Annotated in this window: 15 protein-coding genes; 4 read left to right on the top strand and 11 right to left on the bottom strand. The window is 61.3% G+C overall.

Annotation, left to right across the window (positions count from 1 at the left end):
• Positions 1–143: 143 nt before the first annotated feature.
• The gene (locus tag Aeroheme_RS13065; protein WP_171275853.1) at positions 144–599 is read right to left on the bottom strand and encodes a DUF4124 domain-containing protein; all 456 of its coding nucleotides are present in this window, start codon (positions 597–599) and stop codon (positions 144–146) included.
• A 299-nt stretch (positions 600–898) separates the two neighbouring features.
• Here Aeroheme_RS13065 and fabV point away from each other — a divergent pair, with 299 nt between their 5' ends.
• The gene (gene fabV / locus Aeroheme_RS13060) at positions 899–2,092 is read left to right on the top strand and encodes an enoyl-ACP reductase FabV (protein ID WP_106887202.1); all 1,194 of its coding nucleotides are present in this window, start codon (positions 899–901) and stop codon (positions 2,090–2,092) included.
• A gap of 160 nt (positions 2,093–2,252) precedes the next feature.
• Positions 2,253–3,728 carry a YfcC family protein gene (locus Aeroheme_RS13055; RefSeq protein ID WP_404835190.1) on the top strand — a complete coding sequence of 492 codons (1,476 nt, stop codon included), beginning with the start codon at positions 2,253–2,255 and terminating at the stop codon, positions 3,726–3,728.
• Between the two features lie 66 nt (positions 3,729–3,794).
• Here Aeroheme_RS13055 and Aeroheme_RS13050 read toward each other — a convergent pair whose 3' ends face one another.
• Positions 3,795–5,009 carry a pyridoxal phosphate-dependent aminotransferase gene (locus tag Aeroheme_RS13050; protein ID WP_106887201.1) on the bottom strand — a complete coding sequence of 405 codons (1,215 nt, stop codon included), beginning with the start codon at positions 5,007–5,009 and terminating at the stop codon, positions 3,795–3,797.
• 359 nt (positions 5,010–5,368) lie between these two features.
• Here Aeroheme_RS13050 and Aeroheme_RS13045 point away from each other — a divergent pair, with 359 nt between their 5' ends.
• Entirely contained in the window at positions 5,369–5,599 is a 231-nt protein-coding gene (locus Aeroheme_RS13045; protein ID WP_404835189.1) for a DUF1653 domain-containing protein, read from the top strand.
• Positions 5,600–5,640: 41 nt separating this feature from the next.
• Here the strand turns inward: Aeroheme_RS13045 and Aeroheme_RS13040 are convergent, their stop codons facing one another.
• The 5 genes from Aeroheme_RS13040 to Aeroheme_RS13020 all read right to left on the bottom strand — a co-directional run bounded on the left by Aeroheme_RS13040 (position 5,641) and on the right by Aeroheme_RS13020 (position 10,932).
• A complete protein-coding gene (locus Aeroheme_RS13040; RefSeq protein WP_010674029.1) occupies positions 5,641–5,898 on the bottom strand; it encodes a GrxA family glutaredoxin in 258 nt (85 codons plus the stop codon).
• A gap of 253 nt (positions 5,899–6,151) precedes the next feature.
• Positions 6,152–7,585: a D-alanyl-D-alanine carboxypeptidase/D-alanyl-D-alanine-endopeptidase gene (gene dacB / locus Aeroheme_RS13035; RefSeq protein WP_404835188.1), complete on the bottom strand. Its 1,434-nt coding sequence runs from the start codon at positions 7,583–7,585 to the stop codon at positions 6,152–6,154.
• A 92-nt stretch (positions 7,586–7,677) separates the two neighbouring features.
• Positions 7,678–9,438 carry a DEAD/DEAH box helicase gene (locus Aeroheme_RS13030; RefSeq protein WP_289975308.1) on the bottom strand — a complete coding sequence of 587 codons (1,761 nt, stop codon included), beginning with the start codon at positions 9,436–9,438 and terminating at the stop codon, positions 7,678–7,680.
• A 113-nt stretch (positions 9,439–9,551) separates the two neighbouring features.
• Entirely contained in the window at positions 9,552–10,589 is a 1,038-nt protein-coding gene (locus Aeroheme_RS13025) for an HlyD family secretion protein (protein WP_139744895.1), read from the bottom strand.
• A 10-nt stretch (positions 10,590–10,599) separates the two neighbouring features.
• The gene (locus Aeroheme_RS13020; protein ID WP_106887198.1) at positions 10,600–10,932 is read right to left on the bottom strand and encodes a DUF3302 domain-containing protein; all 333 of its coding nucleotides are present in this window, start codon (positions 10,930–10,932) and stop codon (positions 10,600–10,602) included.
• Positions 10,933–11,175: 243 nt separating this feature from the next.
• On the opposite strand from Aeroheme_RS13020, the gene Aeroheme_RS13015 reads away from it, so the two are divergent.
• Complete coding sequence (locus Aeroheme_RS13015) at positions 11,176–12,786, top strand: mechanosensitive ion channel family protein (protein WP_404835186.1); 1,611 nt, start codon at positions 11,176–11,178, stop codon at positions 12,784–12,786.
• A 71-nt stretch (positions 12,787–12,857) separates the two neighbouring features.
• On the opposite strand, the gene Aeroheme_RS13010 is transcribed toward Aeroheme_RS13015, so the two are convergent.
• From Aeroheme_RS13010 to Aeroheme_RS12995, 4 genes are all read right to left on the bottom strand, one after another.
• A complete protein-coding gene (locus Aeroheme_RS13010; RefSeq protein ID WP_411165993.1) occupies positions 12,858–14,279 on the bottom strand; it encodes a carbon starvation protein A in 1,422 nt (473 codons plus the stop codon).
• A gap of 142 nt (positions 14,280–14,421) precedes the next feature.
• Positions 14,422–15,126: a two-component system response regulator BtsR gene (gene btsR / locus Aeroheme_RS13005; protein ID WP_111912446.1), complete on the bottom strand. Its 705-nt coding sequence runs from the start codon at positions 15,124–15,126 to the stop codon at positions 14,422–14,424.
• Positions 15,123–16,814 carry a LytS/YhcK type 5TM receptor domain-containing protein gene (locus Aeroheme_RS13000; RefSeq protein WP_411165992.1) on the bottom strand — a complete coding sequence of 564 codons (1,692 nt, stop codon included), beginning with the start codon at positions 16,812–16,814 and terminating at the stop codon, positions 15,123–15,125. The genes btsR and Aeroheme_RS13000 overlap by 4 nt, the downstream gene beginning before the upstream one ends.
• Positions 16,815–17,166: 352 nt before the next feature.
• A complete protein-coding gene (locus tag Aeroheme_RS12995; protein WP_411165991.1) occupies positions 17,167–18,402 on the bottom strand; it encodes an HD-GYP domain-containing protein in 1,236 nt (411 codons plus the stop codon).
• Between the last annotated feature and the right edge of the window lie 107 nt (positions 18,403–18,509).

Below are 18,509 nucleotides of genomic sequence, written 5' to 3'. Positions count from 1 at the left end.
GATACTGGCGAACAGCCAGACCTGATAGTGGCATGGGGGTGACCCTGTTGGCACTGACGATTGTGTTACTTTTTGGTGTCACAGTGCGGGCAGTGAGCCCATCCGGTGAAAAACGGGCCTGTGCACAGGGCAGGGGGAGGGGATTATTTTGACTGCTGGAGGGTGTTTATCTTCTTGTTCAGCGCCTCCATCTCGTTCTGGTATTGGCGCGCCACGGCCTGCCTCCTGGGAGAGCGTACGCTGCCCTCGAGATCGCTCGTCTCTGTCGTCGTCGCCCTCTGTTCGTTGTTGTCACCGGCTATTTCACGGCTCATCTGCTGTTTCTTTGTCTCCATCTCGGCGCGAAGCGCGTCTATCTGGCGCTGCTTCTGGCCGCTGGCCAGGTTCTCTTCGATCTCCCGGGTCTGTCTGGTGGCCCTCTCGACCTCCTCGGGGGAGGGGGTGTAGATATTGAGTGGCAGCGGCTTGGCGTCACTGCTGCAGGGAATGTCGCTGAAGGTGACCTGGCCGTTGCGGGTACATTGATAGACATCGGCACGGACGACCGGGGCTGTGACGGCAACCAGACAGCCAAGCGAGATTATCAGCACGGGTGACATAGACTCCTCCTTGAATCCTCTCTTTGCACAGTAGTACAGAGGCCCTGACCAGACAATCAGCCACTATCGACGCCGCCAGTATGGATCCGGCCCTTTCCCCTGTCGTGTCGCCACTCGTCCGGGCTCCCTCGTGCCCCCGCCGGGATCGGGCGATCGGCATATGGGGTGTGGATGGTGGCGACAAACGGCGGGATCTTGGCCGGTTTTCCCCGCAGTTCAACACATCAGAGCACCATAACGGGCCACAATGAGGTATCTTATGCCCCGATTTCATTCATTTAACGGTGTCGAGACCCAACATGATTATAAAACCCAAGGTTCGCGGCTTTATTTGCACCACCACCCACCCGGTCGGTTGTGAAGCCAATGTTCGTCGCCAGATTGCTTACACCCAGGCCAAGGGCACCATCGAGAATGGTCCCAAGAAGGTACTGGTGATCGGCGCCTCCACCGGTTATGGTCTGGCCTCCCGGATTGCCACTGCCTTCGGTAGCGGCGCCGCCACCATTGGCGTCTTCTTCGAAAAGCCGAGCTCCGAGACCAAGACGGGCTCCGCCGGCTGGTACAACTCCGCCGCCTTCGACAAGGCCGCCAAAGAGGCTGGTCTCTACGCCAAGAGCGTCAACGGCGATGCCTTCTCCCACGAGTGCCGCGCCAAGGTGATCGAGCTCATCAAGCAGGATCTGGGTCAAATCGATCTGGTGGTCTACTCCCTGGCCTCTCCGGTGCGCAAGATGCCGGACACCGGCGAAGTGGTGCGCTCAGCCCTCAAACCCATCGGCGAGGTCTACACCTCCACCGCCATCGACACCAACAAGGATCAGATCATCACCGCCACCGTCGAGCCGGCGAACGAGGAAGAGATCCAGAGCACCATCACCGTGATGGGCGGTCAGGACTGGGAGCTGTGGATGGGAGCCCTGCGTGATGCGGGCGTGCTGGCCGACGGCGCCAAGTCCGTGGCTTACTCCTACATAGGCACCGATCTGACCTGGCCCATCTACTGGCATGGCACCCTGGGCCGCGCCAAGGAAGATCTGGACCGCGCCGCCACCGCCATCCGTGGCGATCTGGCTGCCAAGGGCGGCACCGCCCACGTGGCCGTGCTGAAATCCGTGGTGACCCAGGCTTCCTCTGCCATTCCGGTGATGCCGCTCTATATCTCCATGGCCTTCAAGATCATGAAGGAGAAGGGCATCCACGAAGGCTGCATGGAGCAGGTGGATCGCATGCTGCGCACCCGTCTCTACGCTTCCGACATGGCGCTGGACGAGCAGGCCCGCATCCGCATGGATGACTGGGAGCTGCGTGAAGACGTGCAGCAGACCTGCCGCGATCTCTGGCCCTCCATCACCACCGAGAACCTCTCTGAGCTCACCGACTACGCCGGCTACAAGCAGGAGTTCCTGCGCCTGTTCGGTTTCGGTCTGGACGAGGTGGATTACGATGCGGATGTGAATCCGGATGTGACCTTCGACGTGGTCGAGCTCTGAGCCTGACGCGTGACTACAGGGCCCTGCGGGGCCCTGTTTTTTTGCCGCTCATTCAAGCTGTTGCCGCAGGTTTATTATCCGCGATCACCTTTTTTCACTAACAAACCCGCTAGGCTTGCGCTGATCGGAACATTGACGGCATTGCCGAGGAAGGGAAGCCATGACCACTCCAAACGAGGCGCCCAAGAAGCGCCAACTCCCCACTGTCTATACCCTGCTTTTCATCATCATCGCCCTGATGGCGGCCCTCACCTGGGTGCTGCCTGCGGGCAAGTACAACTATGTCACCGCCAAGACCCAGCAGCCGGTTGCGGCCGCCACAGTGGCCGATTACAGCGGCGATGAGCGCTTGCTGCCTGTGCCCGGCAGCTACACCGAGCTGCCCGCCCAGCCGCAAGGGGTGTTCGAGGTGCTCAAGGCCCCCATTCAGGGCTTCCACAAGGCGGCCGATGTGGCACTCTTCGTGCTCATCATCGGCGGCTTTCTGGCGGTGACCATGCAGAGCGGGGCGCTCGATGCCGGGGTGGGAGCCATAGTGCGCGCCTTTGCCGGGCGCGAGCGACTGCTGATCCCGGTGCTGATCGCGCTCTTTGCCCTCGGTGGATCCACCTTCGGCATGGCGGAGGAGACGGTGGCCTTCTGGGCGCTTATAGTGCCGGTCATGATGGCGGCGGGCTTCGATCGCATGGTGGCAGCGGGGATCATCCTGCTCGGCTCCGGGGTCGGGGTGCTCGCCTCCACCGTCAACCCCTTTGCCACCGGCATCGCCTCCGGTTTTGCCGGCATTCCCATCGGCGAGGGAATTGGGCTGAGGGTCATCCAGTGGCTGCTGCTGGTGATCTTCGCCTCCTGGTTCGTGATGCGCTATGCCAAGCAGGTGCAGCAGGACAAATCCCGCTCCGTGCTGGCCGACATCGTCTATGACGACGAATTCTCCCAGATGAAGAGCAGCAATCTTGCCTTCAGCGGCAAGCAGAAGCTCACCATGCTGGTCTTCTTCGGCACCTTCCTGCTGATGATCTATGCGGTGGTGCCCTGGGTGGATCTGGGCATAGATCTGCTGCCCACCTTTGGCTGGTGGTTCGACGAGCTCTCCACCCTGTTCTTCAGCGCCTCCATCCTGATTGCGATCATCAACCGGATGCCCGAATCCAACTATGTGGCGACCTTCCTGAACGGGGCTCGGGATCTCATCGGGGTGGCCCTGGTAGTGGCGGTGGCGCGCGGCATCTATGTGGTGATGGAGCAGGGCGTCATCATAGACACCATATTGCACTGGGCCGAGGGGCTGGTGACCGGACTCTCCTCGTCAGTCTTCATCCTGATGGCCTATCTGGTGCACATCATTCTTAGCTTTTTTATTCCCTCCACCTCGGGGCTGGCGACCGTCTCCATGCCGCTGATGGGGCCGCTGGCGGATTTCTCCGGCATCTCCCGGGATCTGGTGATCACCGCCTATCAGTCAGCCTCCGGCTGGATCAACCTGTTCGCTCCCACCGCCGCTCATCTGGTGGCCGGTCTGGCGCTCGCCAGGATCCCCTACGATCGCTTCGTGCGCTGGGTGCTGCCCTTCATCATCGGCGTGGCCCTCATCACCATGGGGGTGCTGGTGGCCGGTACCCTGCTCCACGGCTGATGGCACGGATGAGAAAACGACAGACAGCAAAAAGGCTCCCGAGGGAGCCTTTTTCATGAGCCTTGCTTACTGCTTGTAGCCCTTGAGGAAGCGGGCGAGACGGCCTATGGCCTCTTCCAGCTCCTCTTCCCGGGGCAGGAACACCAGCCGGAAGTGATCCGGTGCCGGCCAGTTGAAGCCGGTGCCCTGCACCAGCAAGAGCTTCTCTTGCTGCAGCAGGTCGAACACCATCTTCTGGTCGTCGCGAATGTCGTACACCTTGGGGTCGAGGCGCGGGAACATGTAAAGCGCCCCCTTTGGTTTGACGCAGGAGACGCCGGGGATCTCGTTCAATAGCTCCCACGCCTTGTCCCGCTGGCGGCGCAGGCGGCCGCCCGGCAGGATCAGCTCGTTGATGCTCTGGTAGCCACCCAGCGCAGTCTGGATGGCGTGCTGCATGGGCACGTTGGCACAGAGCCGCATGGAGGCCAGCATCTCCAGCCCTTCGATGTAGCCCCTGGCACGGCCCTTGGGCCCGGTGATGACCATCCAGCCCTGGCGGAATCCGCAGGCGCGGTAGGCCTTGGAGAGGCCGTTGAAGGTCACCACCATCACATCGTCACACTGGGTGCAGACGCTGGTGTGGGAGATGTCGTCGTAGAGGATCTTGTCGTAGATCTCGTCGGCGAAGATGATGAGGTTGTGCTGGCGGGCGATCTCGATCAGCTCCAGCTGGAATTCGCTGCCGTAGACGGCGCCGGTCGGGTTGTTCGGGTTGATCAGCACCAGGCCGCGGGTGCGCGGGGTGATGCGGGCGCGGATGTCGTCCAGATCCGGATGCCAGTCGGCCCCTTCATCGCAGCGGTAGTGCACCGCATGGCCACCGGAGAGGGTGACGGCGGCGGTCCAGAGCGGGTAGTCGGGGGAGGGCACCAGCATCTCGTCGCCGTTGTTGAGCAGCGCCTGCATGGCCATCACGATGAGCTCGCTGGCGCCATTGCCGATGTAGATGTCGTCGATGTCGACCTTGCGCATCCCCTTTTGCTGGTAGTACTGCATCACCGCCTTGCGGGCCGAGAAGAGCCCCTTGGAGTCGCAGTAGCCCTGGCTCTGGGGCATGTTGAGGATCACATCCTTGATGATCTCCTCAGGCGCATCGAAACCGAACGGGGCCGGGTTGCCGATGTTGAGCTTGATGATGCGGTGGCCTTCGTCCTCGAGACGGCGGGCCTCTTTATGCACCGGGCCGCGAATGTCATAGCAGACATCGTCGAGCTTGTGCGACTTGTCGATAGTGAACATGGTGAGCGTGATTCCTTCCCCTGGGGGCGCGTTGGCAGAAAAGCTTTTTTTAGTATCAAATTTCTCTACCCCTATTCTTCACAGAATTGAATGCTAGAACAATCTAATTTATGGAATAAATACCTGATATTTATCCCTGAAACAGGGCTGCCAAAATGTTAAATTCAGCAGGATCGTTTGCCTGTCTCACGAGAGACTAGTGAAAGATGAGGGGGAGGTTCATAAAGCAGCAAGAGTGTATTGAATTATCCACCCCATCTGGCACGATTGGCTGGGGTAAAAATCTGCTCCAACCCCTGCTGCCGGCCTAGGGCGCGCGCAGCTCAGGGCGTCCTTTCATCCTGTCATCGAGGATCTTCATGCACGCACCCGCCACCGGTCGCTACCGCCACTTCAAGGGGGGTTACTATCAAGTGCTCGCCCTGGCCCTGCACACCGAAACCCAGGAACAGCTGGTTGTCTACCAATCCGAGCAGGATGCACAGGTCTATGCCCGCCCGGTCGCCATGTTCATGGAGTGGATTGAGCATCAGGGGCAGGTGGTGAGCCGCTTCACGCCTGTGACATGCGGGGGTGATCAAGGTCCATAAGAAAAGGCGCACCAGGCGCCTTTTTCATGTGGGTATCGGGCTTACAGGCCCAGATTGGCTCTGGCATAGGCCTCGAAATCGGTGCAGCCACCGATGTGCTGCTCGTCCAGGAAGATCTGCGGCACTGTGGTGACCGGCTTGCCCGCCTTGGCGGCCAGATCGTCCTTGGTGAGCCCGGCGACGTTGATATCCACATAGCGGAACTCGAAGTCATCGCGCTCCTCGGTCAGCTGCTCGGCAATCTGCTTGGCACGAACGCAATAGGGGCAACCCGGGCGACCAAAAATTTCTACAAACATCTTTTCTCTCCGTTAAACAAGCCGTTGAAGAAGGCCATTGAGACGAGGCTGGCGACAGCATAGCCTCGGCTCCTGGCCAGTCAAAGCTGAAAATACCGATACGCGCATTCGCCGTGCTCGATTGCACCCCGGATAGGTGCCGACACAGAGGTCGGCATGCTGGATTGGCGGCGGCGAACTATTCCAGCCCTATAACTCGGCAATCTGGATTCGTGGCTGCTGAGCGATGCGCTCCGCTCCACTCAAGCCTGCCTTACTGCTCGGCAATCTGGAGGGGTTGCTGCTGATAGATGCTCTCCAGCACCCCCTTCTCGAACACTGTCCAGGGCCAGGCGGCCTTGCTGGCGCGGTAGCGCTCGTGGGTCGCCGGATCCTGGGACAGACCGCGCTGGAACATCACGAAGGCCTTGCGCTGGCCACCCGCGGTGTCGATAAAGCCGGCCAGGTTGGAGGTGCCGGTGATGGTGCCCGTCTTGGCGTGCACCTTGTTCTTCATCATGGGGGCGGTGACGCTGCGTCGCCAGGCCAGGGTGCCGTCCACCTGGGAACTCGGCAGCAGCTTGATGAAGTCGAGCTCGGCGTCGTTCTTCTGGATGAAGTTCAGCACCGACAGCATCTGGCGTGCGCTGATGAGGTTGTGGGCGGAGAGGCCGGAGCCGTCGGCCAGGGTAGCGTTGCCCAGATCTATGCCGTGCTTGGTCAGGATGGCGCGCACCGCCATGGTGCCGCTGCGATAGCTGCCCGGCTTGTTGTAGTAGTGACGGCCCACGGTTTTGAGGAAGGTGTCGGCGTAGAGATTGTCGGATTTCTTCAGCATCTTGGAGAGCATCACCGGCAGGGAGACCGAGTAGTGGGTGGCCAGGGTATCGGCGCTCACCGGGGCCTGATGGGTGACCCGCAGCAGGCCGTCGTGGCTGATCCCGGCGCGGTTCATGGCCCAGCGGATGTTGTCCCAGCCCCAGGCTTCCACGTCGTGGATGGCAAAGCGCAGGCCTTGCGGCTCTTTGTTCGGGGTGATGCAGCCCTTGAGCTCGTAGAAGTTGCCCTTGGCCATGTCCACTTCCAGGGCGCAGAACTGACGCGCCATGTCGCCATAGCTCATCACCTCCACGTTGTCGGCACCTATGCCGATGGGGACGCCGGTGGCGACGTTGCCCACCGCAGGCCTGCCAATCTGGGTGGCTGTGATGGTGCCGTAGGCGCAGTTCTTGTCGATGATGACGGCGGAGACGGGGGCTGCGAAGCAGAGGGTCTGATCCCCCCAGGACCAGCCGTTGCCGCGCTCATAGCCGTTGTAGGCGCCGGTGTTGACGTAGACATTGCCCTGAATGCGGGTGACCCCGAGCTGCTTGAACAGGGCCACCAGATCCATCCGCGACAGTGTGGGGTCACCGACGAAGTTGATCCAGATGTCGCCATTGATGGTGTTGCCCTGTTTGGCGCCAGCCTGGGCCTGAATGTCGGTGGCGAAACGGAAGTCGGCGCCGAGCTCGAGGCGGGCGGCCAGGGCGGTCAGCACCTTCATGGTGGAGGCGGGGGCTATCATGTCGTCGGCGTGACGGGCAAACTCCACCCCGCTGTTGCCCTGGACTATGACGGCGTACTGGCCCCCCTTGGGCGGGGTCAGCGGGGTGGCCTGGGCCACCAGGGAAAAGAGAGCACAAAAACCAATCAACAACCGCTGCATAAGATCCTCTAACTGAACGAAGGGCGCCGGCAGTGCGGTGCGCCCCTGATAATCAAACCTGGTGACTGTCATTTGCCCGCCAGACGGCGTGGCTAGGCAAAGGCGTTGGCAGTGCGGTACCGCCCTTCATAATCAAAAATTTTCTCCTTCACCTGCCAGAAACGCCCCGACTTGCGTGCGATGACGAAATCCGGGTGACGGAACTGGCTTTGCACAGCCAGCACGCTCGCCAGAGTGGTGAATTCGGGCTCCAGGCCCGGGGCGGGCCAATGATGACGCACAAAGCGTTGTTGAAACAAGCGCCGCGCACCGCTGGTGTGAAAGGCGAAGTACTCCGTCAGGGTAAGACCGTCCTCATCGTGGTAGGTCACCTCCAGCCGCTCCCCCTGTTTGCCGCGCCCTGCGGTGAGGGTGAGACCGGCGCAGCGAATGACCATGCAGTCCTTGAGATTGAGGGCTTCCTTGAGCTTGTCGTCGGGATCCACCAGCAACTGGTCGCAGCTCTGGCAGCGGCGGGCTGCGATGTCGTTTTCGGCGCCGCAGGCGGGACAGATCTTGGCGCGAAAGCGATAGTCGCACTCCTCGCGGTGGCCCTCGTCATCTTCAAACAGCCCCTGGCAGCGGCGGCCGTAGTGCTCGACCACCTTGCCCTCCTCGTCTGTCTTGCCCCAGAAGGTGTTGGCAAAGCCGCAGGCGGGGCAGGGGACCTGTACCGGCTCTGTGCCGGCGTGGGGTCTGGGCTCTCCCACTTCGGGGGCAAACAGGTTGAAGTTGTTGCCCGCGTAGTCGAGCACCAGACAATCTGTCTTGCCCGGCGACAGGCGCAGGCCGCGCCCGACGATCTGCTGATAGAGCGACACCGACTCGGTGGGGCGCAGCATCACGATGAGATCCACGTGGGGGGCATCGAAGCCGGTGGTGAGCACCGCCACGTTGACCAGAAACTTGATCTCCCGCTCCTTGAAGGCATGGATCAGGGCATCGCGCTCCGGCCCCGGGGTTTCGCCGGTAACGAGGGCCGCCGTCTGGGATTTGGCGAGCAGCAGCCCCTGAATTTCCCGGGCGTGCTCGACGGTGGCGGCGAAGATCATCACCCCTTGCCGCTCGGCGGCATACTCCAACACCTGACTCAGGATATGGGGGGTGACCCGCTGCTGGCGCTTGAGCTCGCCGTTGAGATCCGCCTCGCTGAAGAGGCCGTTCTCCCTCGGTACCAGCTTGCTGAAGTCGTAGTGGACTATGGGGGCATCTATCATGCGCGGTGGCGTCAGGTAGCCATTCTTCACCATGAAGCGCAGGGGCAGCTCGAACACGCAGTCGCCAAAGAGCCGCTCGCCGTGACTCTTCACCATGCCGTGGTAGTGGCGCCGGTAGATCCAGCCCAGCCCCATCCGGTACGGGGTGGCGGTGAGCCCCAGGATCTTGAGGGCCGGATTGGCCCCCTTGAGATGCTCGAGCACCTGATGGTACTGGCTGTCGTCATCGAGCGAGACCCGATGGCACTCATCGATGATGAGCAGGGAAAACGCCCCATCAAACGCGGTCAGGTTGCGGGCCACCGACTGCACCGAGCCGAACACCACCTGGGCGCTCGCCTCCTTGCGGGCCAATCCGGCGGCGAAGATGTCGGCCTTGAGCCCCCAGGCCTCGTACTTGGCGTGGTTCTGCTCCACCAGCTCCTTGACGTGGGCCAGCACCAGCACCCGGCCACGGGCCTTGCGGGCCAGCTCGGCGATCACCAGACTCTTGCCTGCCCCCGTGGGCAGCACCACCACGGCGGGATCCGGGTGTTTGCGAAAGTGGCTGATCACGGCGTTGACGGCGTCGGTTTGATAGGGTCTGAGAACGAACATGGGGGCGTGGCGTGTGAGCATGGTGGGGCGCAGGATGGCGCCATTATAGGGATCTTGGGGCCACAAAAACAGCGGGCCGGCATGATGCCGGCCCGCAGGTACCACCAAGGTGCTTAGTGGAAGGGGAACAGGTAGTTGAGCCAGCTGCCCATGCGCAGCAGGATCTTGCGCATGATGGCCACATGGTGCATGTGATCGGTGTAGATGGCGGCCTGACCGCTGGAGCCGGCGATCACCTGATATTGGGCCCAGTCTGGATCCGTGATGCGGATGAGCACCGGCAGGCGACCCGGTTGCTGCGCCGAGCTCTGATCCACCAAGGGGGCGTTGGCTTGCACGTTGCCGGACGCTATGGCCGGGATGATGGCCTCGACCTTGCCCTTGAAGATGCGGCCTGGGGCGCCATCGATGACCACTTCCGCTTCGTCACCCGCCTTGAGGCGTTGCATGCTGTTCTGCCAGAACCAGCCCACATAGAAGTTCTCGTCCTTGTGAACGAAGGTCATCACGGGGCGATACAGGTAGGGAGTGGCCACCATGCCGGGGCGCAGGGCCATTTGCAGCACATAGCCATCCGAGGGGGCATAGACCACTGTCTGATCCAGGTTGTACTGTGCTTCGCTCAGTTGGGCCTGCAGATCTTCGATGGTCGCTTTCTGCTGATCTATCTGCGCCGTGATGTCATCGACGTTGGCCTGCGTCACATCCAGATCGCGCTGTTTGCCGATACCACGGCGCATCAGTTCTTTCGCCCGATCCCGGTCAAGCACCGCAGAGCGGAGTCTGGCGCTGATGGATTTGAGGCTCTCCTTGCTGGCGGTGAGACGGGCGGCCACGCTGTTGACTTTCTGCTCGAAGCGCACCGGATCTATCTTGAACAGCACGTCGCCTTGCTTCACTTCCTGGTTGGGCTTGACGGGGACCTCGGTCACTCGTCCTTTCACCAGGGGAACGACGGGGGTGGAGACGTAGTAATCCCGAGCCGTCTGGGCATAGGGGTGGTTGTAGTTCATCAGGGTGATGAGGGCCCCTATGATGAAGACGCCACCAAGCACGGCGGTCGGTACAGTCCACTTGTTGAGCGGGATCTTGAAGATCTTGAAAATCCCTACACAGATGGCCGTATAGGTGAGAATAAGTAGCAAATCCATGGAGGGTTACCTATTTTTCAGTCTGTTCGAGCGTGGTCATACGGGCCTGCAGGGCGGCAAGCTCTTGCTTGAGTGCGGTGATTTCGCCTTCGTCTTTTTCAAGACGCTGACTGAACCCCCAGCCGCGATCAGGGCGATAGAGCGTGGCCCAGATCCAGAGGAAAGGCCAGAGCACGTGCAGGGTGAACAGGCTGACCCAGCCGGCCACATGAATGGCATCCTGGTGCGGGTGATTGCGATGCTTGGCTATTTCATACGGAATGTCGTGGATGACGATGACTCCATAGAACATGATCAAGACAACGAACACCAATATTCCCAGGGCAATGTAGTCAAGTACCATCGGTTTCTCCCATCAAAGTCGCGAGGCCATACCCGGAGCCTGGCATTCACAATAATCGGCTCATGATGACAGCATATTAGCAGAGCGCAAGGGGGCGAGCAGGGAGTTGGGTCATCAGTACAGGCTCGGTTAACCGGTTGGCTATTTATCAGGCATCATTGATTTCCTTCTATAAAATCAAGCATGAAAGAGATTCGTATGTCTCGTAACAAAAAAAGGTGCGCGATGGAAAGGCGATACACAATGAACCTCTGGTTGGGGCTGCTGCTCATGCTAGCCCAGGTCACGGCAGCATGGGCCGCCGAACCCAGGCTGGAGCCGACCGTGCAGGAGAAGGCACAGACCCTGGTGCTGCTCCATGAACCCATCGTCATGCTCCAGGCCAAGTTTGGCAGTCTGGATGGGGCGGGCAGGGTCCGGCTGGTGCAGGAGCGGCTCAAGCAGATGCAGGCCTCCGATCTTGAACAGCCGGTGGCCGTGGTGAGCGCCAGGCGCTTCGGTCAGGACAGCCGGGAGTTCCTGGTCAACGGCAAGCGGATCCTGGTGCTGGTGGAGGGGGATCTGGAAGCCCTCGACGAGCTGAGCCTGGATCAGGCGAGCGAGCGTGTCCGGCAGCGGCTCGACAAGGTACGGCTCAAATACCTCGAGTTGCACTCCACCCCCTATCTGGTCAAGGCTGGCGGCTTGGCGCTCTTGTCCAGCCTGTTCTTCTTTGGTCTTATCTGGTCTCTGCAATGGGGTCATAGACGAGTCAGGAAGTGGCTCGCCAATCGCCTCCTGCTGCAGAAGGGATTGATCCCCCATCAGTGGCGCCAGGTAGCGGGCAACGTGGAGGTCCGCCTGCTCGGCCTGCTGACCCTGTTGCTGATCTTCATGCTCACCTATGGCTGGCTCACCTATGTGCTTGGTCTCTTCCCCCAGACCCGGGCCTGGAGCGAGCGGCTGGGAGACTCCCTGTTTGCCCTGTGTGGCGACATGCTGGAGGGCATGATTGCGGCCATGCCGGGCCTGGTGACAGTGATGCTGATCGTCATCATCACCCGCTTCTTCATCCGTATGCTGGCCATTCTCTTCGATCGCATCGAGCGGGGGCAGTTTCGCGTGCAGGGGCTGCATGCCGAGACCATAGGAGCGACCCGGCGGCTGCTCTCTGTGGTGATCTGGCTGTTTGCCCTGACCGTGGCCTACCCCTATCTGCCCGGTGCCGACTCCGACGCCTTCAAGGGGATCAGCGTCTTCTTCGGCCTCATGGTGACCCTGGGGTCGGCGGGCATCATGAACCATGCCATGAGCGGCCTGGTGCTCATCTACTCCCGCGCCCTGCGGCCCGGCGATCTGGTGCAGATTGGCGAGGTGGAGGGGATGGTGAGCGAGCTCAATGCCCTCTCCACCAAGCTGGTGACACGCCAGGATCACGAGGTGACCCTGCCCAATGCCGTGGTGGTGGGGGGCAAGGTGGTGAACCTGACGCGGCTGGCGGGGGAGAAGGGGGTCGCACTGCTGACCAAGGTGACGATCGGCTACGATGCGCCCTGGCGTCAGGTGCATGCCATGCTGGAGCTGGCGGCCCGGCGCTGCACCATGCTCAATCAGTCCGAGTCGCCCCTGGTGCGTCAGCTCAATCTGCAGGACTGGTATGTGGAATACGAGTTGCAGGTACGGATGAAGGCGGACTTGCTCCCCGCCGTGGTCAAGACCGAGCTTCATGGCCACATCCAGGATGTGTTCAACGAGTTCGGGGTGCAGATCATGTCCCCCAACTTCATCGCCCAGCCGGAGCAGGCGGTGCTGGTGGCCAGGGAGCACTGGTACCAGGCACCCGCCGAGGCGCCCGGGGCGCCCAGCAAAGGGTAAGCCATTGGGAAATGAAGAGGCCCGGCAGCAATGCCGGGCCTCTTGTCTTGGGGAAAACGCAGTCTCTGGACTCAGCTCTCCTTGGCTTCTCTCAGCTGCGAGGGTCTGAACTTCACCAGGAAGGCCAGGGTGATGAGGGCGGTACTCACCAGACCTATGATGGTGGAGACGTTCATCGCCAGCCCGAAGCCGATGGGGGCGTTGGCCAGGTAGGTGATGACCACGGCTGTCATGAAGATGGCGGGTATGGTGCAGATCCAGTGCAGCTTGCCCTCCTTGATGAGGTAGGCGGCGGCGGCCCACAGCATGATGACGGCTGTGGTCTGGTTGGCCCAGCCGAAGTAGCGCCAGATCACCCCGAACTCGGCCTTGGAGATGATGAAACCGAGGATGAACATGGGGATGGCGATGAGCAGGCGCTTGACCAGCGGCTTCTGGGTCATCTTCAGGAAGTCCGCCACTATGAGGCGGGCGCTGCGAAACGCGGTGTCACCCGAGGTAATGGGCAGGATCACCACGCCCAGGATGGCCAGAATGCCGCCCACTGTGCCGAGCAGGCTGGTGGAGACTTCGTGTACCACGGCCGCCGGGCCGCCGTTGGCCATGGTGGCGTTGAGCGCTTCGGTGCTGTCGTAGAAGGAGAGACCCAGGGTGCACCAGATGAGGGCGATGATCCCTTCCCCTATCATGGCGCCGTAGAAGATGAAACGGCCGGACTTCTCGTTCTGCATGCAGCGCGCCATCAGCGGTGACTGGGTGGCGTGGAAGCCCGATACCGCGCCACAGGCGATGGTGATGAACAAGAGCGGCCAGAGCGGCAGCTCGGTCGGGTGCAGGTTGGAGAAATCCATCCCTGTGTTGTAGAAGCCTTTGCCGGAAACGATGAGGCCTATGATGAGGCCGACCGACATGAACACCAGCAGGGCGCCGAAGATGGGATAGAAGCGGCCGATGATCTTGTCGATGGGGACTATGGTGGCGAGTATGTAGTAGGCAAAGATCGCCACTATCCAGTAGACCAGATCGGTGGAGGTGAGGTTGGCGAGCAGGCCCGCCGGGCTCAGCACGAAGACCACGCCCACCAGCATCAAGAGCACCACGGCGAACAGGTTCATGAAGTGCTTGGCGGCGGTGCCGAGGTGCTCACCGACCACGGTCGGTACAGAGGCCCCCTTGGCGCGCACCGACAGCATGCCGGAGAAGTAGTCGTGAACCGCGCCGGCGAAGATGCAGCCGAACACTATCCAGAGCATGGCGACCGGGCCGTAGAGGGCACCGAGTATGGGGCCGAAGATGGGGCCGACGCCGGCGATGTTGAGCAGTTGTACCAGGTAGACCTTCTTGTCCGACATGGGGACATAGTCCACGCCGTCGGCCATGGTGAGGGCGGGGGTGGCCAGCTCGGGTTTGGGGCCGAATATGCGTTCGACGAATTTGCCGTAGATGAAGTAGCCCGCGACCAGCAGGCCGACACAGAGGAAGAACCAGATCATTGTTACGCTCCAGCATTGTTATTTTATGGTGTGCGCGGTCAGTCTAGGTGGGGCCTTCTGTTAACGGCAGGTAAATGATGGTGAGCGGCGACATGGCGACCCGAGCGGTCGCCCACTGTGATCCGGCGCACAGCGGGCGCCCTCATTCCAGCCCCAGCTCGTCTTTGAGCTCCTTGAGATAGCGTCGGCTGACCGGCACCCGGGCGCCGCTTGGGGTGACTATCTGGGCCAGCTGGTTTTCCAGCAACTGGATCTCGAAGATCGCGCCCGGGGCCACCAGGTACTGGCGGTGGCAGCGCAGCAGCGGTGTCTTCTCCTCCAGGGATTTCAGGGTGAGCTGGGTGTGAAACAGCTCACCCTGGCAGGCGACATGCACCCCGCCGAGATCCGAGAAGGCATACTCCACCTGCTCGACGGGTAGCAGACGCACCCGGTTGTGCAGATAGCCGGGGATGTGGCGAATGGCCGGTGAAAGCGCCGCCACCGGCTGGGGGCTGAGATCCTGCTTGAGGCGCGCCAGCGTCTTGGCCAGCCGGGCGGGCTCCACCGGTTTGAGCAGGTAGTCGAAGGCATTCTCCTCGAAGGCCTGGATGGCGTAGTCATCAAACGCCGTGACAAAGACGATGCGGGGCAGGGGATCCAGCATGGCCACCAGCTCCATGCCGCTGAGCTTGGGCATCTGGATGTCGAGAAACACCACCTCCGGCTTGAGCCGCGCAATGAGTGAGAGCGCCTCTATGGCATTGGCGGCCGAGCCGATGATCTCGATGTCGGGGTCGCTGCCGAGCAACTCAGCCAGCTCCTCGCGGGCATAGGGTTCGTCGTCGACTATCAGGGTGCGGATCATGTTATCTCCTTGGAAGGGGAATCCGGCTGTCTGGGCAGGGTGAAAGAGACCCGGGTCCACTGCTCCGGCTCACACTGCACCTGGATGCCAAAGCGCTCGCCGAAGGCACTCTTGAGCCGCCTGTCCACAATACTCATGCCAAGGCCGTCCCCCTGGGGACCCGGCTGCCAGGCTCCGGCATTGTCCTCCACGCAGAGGGTGACACCCTCTGGCCCCTCCTCGGCGAAGAGCCGGATCCGCCCCTGCTCCAGCAGAGAGCAGATCCCGTGCTTGATGGCATTCTCGATGAGGGGCTGCAGGGTGAAGCTCGGCAGTTGCATGTCGGCCAGGTGCGGCGGTATCTCGTTGATGACGGTCAGACGCTCGCCAAAGCGGGCCTGCTCTATCTCCAGATAGGACTGACAGTGCTCCTGCTCCTCCCGCAGCGTGGTCAAGCCACTCTGGCGCTTGAGGTTCTTGCGAAAGAACAGGGAGAGGTGCAGCAGCAGCTGGCGTGCCCGCTCGGGGTCGCGCCGGGTAATGGCACTGATGGTATTGAGGGTGTTGAACAGAAAATGGGGATTGATCTGCGCCTGCACCAGCTTGAGCTCGGACTGCACCAGCAATCGCTGCTGCTGCTCCAGCCGCCCGCTCAGCAGCTGCTGTGACAGCAGGTTGGCTATCCCTTCCCCCAGGGTGTGGTTGATCTTGAGGAAGAGCCGCTTCTTGGGTTCATAGAGCTTGATGGTGCCTATCACCCCCTGATCCCCTTGCAGCGGGATCACCAGCACTGAGCCAAGTTGGCAATGGGGGGAGATGCTGCAACGATAGGGACGGCGGTTGCCATCGGCAAACAGCACCTTGTTCTGGGCTATGGCCTGCAGGGTGATGGCGGAGGTGATGGGGGTGCCCGGTTTGTGGTGATCCTCCCCGGTGCCGATGAAGGCGAGGATCTTGTCGGTGTCAGTAATGGCGACGGCGCCGACCCCGGTCTCCTCCTGCACTATATGGGCTATCTTGCGGCTCGCCTCCGGGGTGAAGCCCTGGGTCATGATCCCCAGGGTGCGGTTGGCTATGGTGAGCGCCTTGGCGGAGAAGACCCGGGAGAACTTCTCGTACATACGTTGCTGGTCGCGGATCATGCTGATGAAGAGCGCCGCCCCGCAGGAGTTGGCGAGGATCATGGGGGTGGCTATGGTGCGCACCAGCTGCAGGGCCTGCTCGGACGGCGTGGCGACCAGCAGTATGATGACCATCTGCAGGATCTCGGCGTAGAGGGTGGTGAAGAAGGCAATCCGGGGATTGAACAGGGCATCCACCCGGTTCGTTCGCATCAGCCGCCAGTGCACCAGGCCTCCCAGCAGCCCCTCGCAGGTGGTAGAGATGGCGCAGGCGAGATCGGTAAAGCCGCCCAGGGTATAGCGGTGCAGTCCCCCGGTCAGTCCCACCAGAAAGCCCACCAGGGGACCTCCCAGCAGCCCCCCCAGCACGGCGCCGACGGCGCGGGTGTTGGCGATGGCGTCGTCGATGTCCAGCCCCACATAGGTGCCCAGTATGCAGAAGCAGGAGAAGATGACGTATATCAGTATCTTGTGCGGCAGTCTGACCGAGTAGTTGGCCAGGGGGCGCAGCAGGGGGCTCTTGGAGAAGAGGTAGGCAATGACAAGGCTGACACTCATCTGCTGGAGCAGGGAGAGGACTAATTGCATAAAAAACCTTCCTCAAGATGTATCCCGGGCCCGAACACCACCAGGGCGAACTGTGAGCAAGATCTCGTCTTGATGCAGGACGCGGCCCCATGGCGGGGGCAGTTTGCCAGAATGAAAAAATAAAACCATATAAAATCAGCACGTTAAATTGATATTTGTGTAACCGGGCGGCGCTTGATATTGCTGGATGGAGCATGAATGTGCCCACTGGGTGCGCCACACGGAGGTGGCATGCTCCGCCCGGCCTTCGGCTGGGCGTTTTTTATCCAGCTCCAATGGCGGACTATTTTGAGGGGGCTCGAGCAATTATTCAGGTTTGTCCAATGAGTTATCCCCAGCTTCTGGGGATAACTCAGAAGGCGAAATAGTAGCAGACGCGTCGGCCCAGGTTGAAAAATGGCCGTTGTCCTTCATCCAGCTCCTCCTGCCTGAGGGTGGCTATGATGCTTCTCCCATCTTCCCGCAGATCCATCATGGCCACGGCTTCCGGGCGCTGCCCCTTGATATAGGGTTGCACCTTGGGTTTGAGGGGCATGCTGGGCTCGCTCGAGAGCACCAGCGCCACCGAGTCATCGTCGAGGCGCACCAGGGATCCGGGCGGATAGACCCCCAGCACCTTTATCAACAATCTGACCAGATCTTGATCGAATTTCTTCTGGGACAACTTGTAGAGCTGGCCGATGGCCTGGCTCGGCCCCGCCGGGTGGAGTCCGCTGCGCGGGTGCAGCAGCTCGTCGTAATAGTCCACCAGGCCGATGAGGCGGGCGAGGGGAGGTATCCTGTCCCCCTGGATGCCAAGGGGAAAACCGCTGCCGTCCAGCCGCTCGTGATGGAGGTGGGCAACCTCGCGGATCCTGGGCTCGAAGGCCTGCAGCTGGTTGAGCATCTCCAGTCCGTACTGGGGATGCATGTTGAGAAAGTTGATCTCCGCCTTGTTGAGCTCTCCCCGCTTCTGGGTGATCTGGCTCGGGATCCTGAGCTCGCCGATATCGTGCAGCAGGCCAGCCAGCCCCGCCTCCTCGATCTCGATGGGGCTCATGCCCAGCTCCCTTGCCATCAGCATGGCGATGAAGGCCACGCTCAGGCTGTGTTGCAGCAGGATGTCAGTGTGCTGGCTGCGGATGAGGTGCAGGCCCAGGGGCCCCTGGTGGTCGGCGAGGCGGGTGGCGACGGTACGCACCATCTGGGCGGTGTTGGCCAGTCCCTCGTCGGGCTTGAGATTGAGGGCGCCGAGGGCGTCGCGAAGATCAGACAGAGATTGGCCGAATGCCTTGTCGGCGGCGCGCAGGGAGCGGCGAAAGGCCTTTTCGTCGAACGCGGGTTCAGTCGGGAGAGCGGAGGCATCTTGCGTCGCCCCAAGATCGGGTGAAGGTGCAGGCTCGGCCCGCAGCAGGGGCTCGACGGGCAGATCGCTCTTGTCGGGATCCACCATCAGCAGGGTGAGTTCGAGGTGACGGATGATCTCGAGTTGCTGCTGGTCGCGGATCTTGAAGGCATTGAACATGAAAGGGTGGCTGGTCCATCCCGTGGGGAGATGGATGTAGTGGCCGACTCTCAATTGCTCGATGGAGGCCTGGATCAGCGCCATAGACTCACTCTTCTGTCGAATTTGCCTATCAACAAGCTAGCAAAATTAAACAGATAGACAAACAAAAAAGCCCGCGCATGTGCGCGGGCTCTTGTCATCCTGGCCGG

The sequence above is a fragment of the Aeromonas sp. DSM 116730 genome (genome assembly GCF_046581335.1).
Lineage (GTDB): Bacteria > Pseudomonadota > Gammaproteobacteria > Enterobacterales > Aeromonadaceae > Aeromonas > Aeromonas rivipollensis.
This window is presented reverse-complemented; position numbering and strand designations above follow the sequence as displayed.

What these genes read in the sequence shown, in the direction of transcription:
- Aeroheme_RS13065 (WP_171275853.1), bottom strand. Translation starts at nt 599, where the DNA reads ATGTCACCCGTGCTGATAATCTCGCTTGGCTGTCTGGTTGCCGTCACA.
- fabV (WP_106887202.1), top strand. Translation starts at nt 899, where the DNA reads ATGATTATAAAACCCAAGGTTCGCGGCTTTATTTGCACCACCACCCAC.
- Aeroheme_RS13055 (WP_404835190.1), top strand. Translation starts at nt 2,253, where the DNA reads ATGACCACTCCAAACGAGGCGCCCAAGAAGCGCCAACTCCCCACTGTC.
- Aeroheme_RS13050 (WP_106887201.1), bottom strand. Translation starts at nt 5,009, where the DNA reads ATGTTCACTATCGACAAGTCGCACAAGCTCGACGATGTCTGCTATGAC.
- Aeroheme_RS13045 (WP_404835189.1), top strand. Translation starts at nt 5,369, where the DNA reads ATGCACGCACCCGCCACCGGTCGCTACCGCCACTTCAAGGGGGGTTAC.
- Aeroheme_RS13040 (WP_010674029.1), bottom strand. Translation starts at nt 5,898, where the DNA reads ATGTTTGTAGAAATTTTTGGTCGCCCGGGTTGCCCCTATTGCGTTCGT.
- dacB (WP_404835188.1), bottom strand. Translation starts at nt 7,585, where the DNA reads ATGCAGCGGTTGTTGATTGGTTTTTGTGCTCTCTTTTCCCTGGTGGCC.
- Aeroheme_RS13030 (WP_289975308.1), bottom strand. Translation starts at nt 9,438, where the DNA reads ATGTTCGTTCTCAGACCCTATCAAACCGACGCCGTCAACGCCGTGATC.
- Aeroheme_RS13025 (WP_139744895.1), bottom strand. Translation starts at nt 10,589, where the DNA reads ATGGATTTGCTACTTATTCTCACCTATACGGCCATCTGTGTAGGGATT.
- Aeroheme_RS13020 (WP_106887198.1), bottom strand. Translation starts at nt 10,932, where the DNA reads ATGGTACTTGACTACATTGCCCTGGGAATATTGGTGTTCGTTGTCTTG.
- Aeroheme_RS13015 (WP_404835186.1), top strand. Translation starts at nt 11,176, where the DNA reads ATGAACCTCTGGTTGGGGCTGCTGCTCATGCTAGCCCAGGTCACGGCA.
- Aeroheme_RS13010 (WP_411165993.1), bottom strand. Translation starts at nt 14,279, where the DNA reads ATGATCTGGTTCTTCCTCTGTGTCGGCCTGCTGGTCGCGGGCTACTTC.
- btsR (WP_111912446.1), bottom strand. Translation starts at nt 15,126, where the DNA reads ATGATCCGCACCCTGATAGTCGACGACGAACCCTATGCCCGCGAGGAG.
- Aeroheme_RS13000 (WP_411165992.1), bottom strand. Translation starts at nt 16,814, where the DNA reads ATGCAATTAGTCCTCTCCCTGCTCCAGCAGATGAGTGTCAGCCTTGTC.
- Aeroheme_RS12995 (WP_411165991.1), bottom strand. Translation starts at nt 18,402, where the DNA reads ATGGCGCTGATCCAGGCCTCCATCGAGCAATTGAGAGTCGGCCACTAC.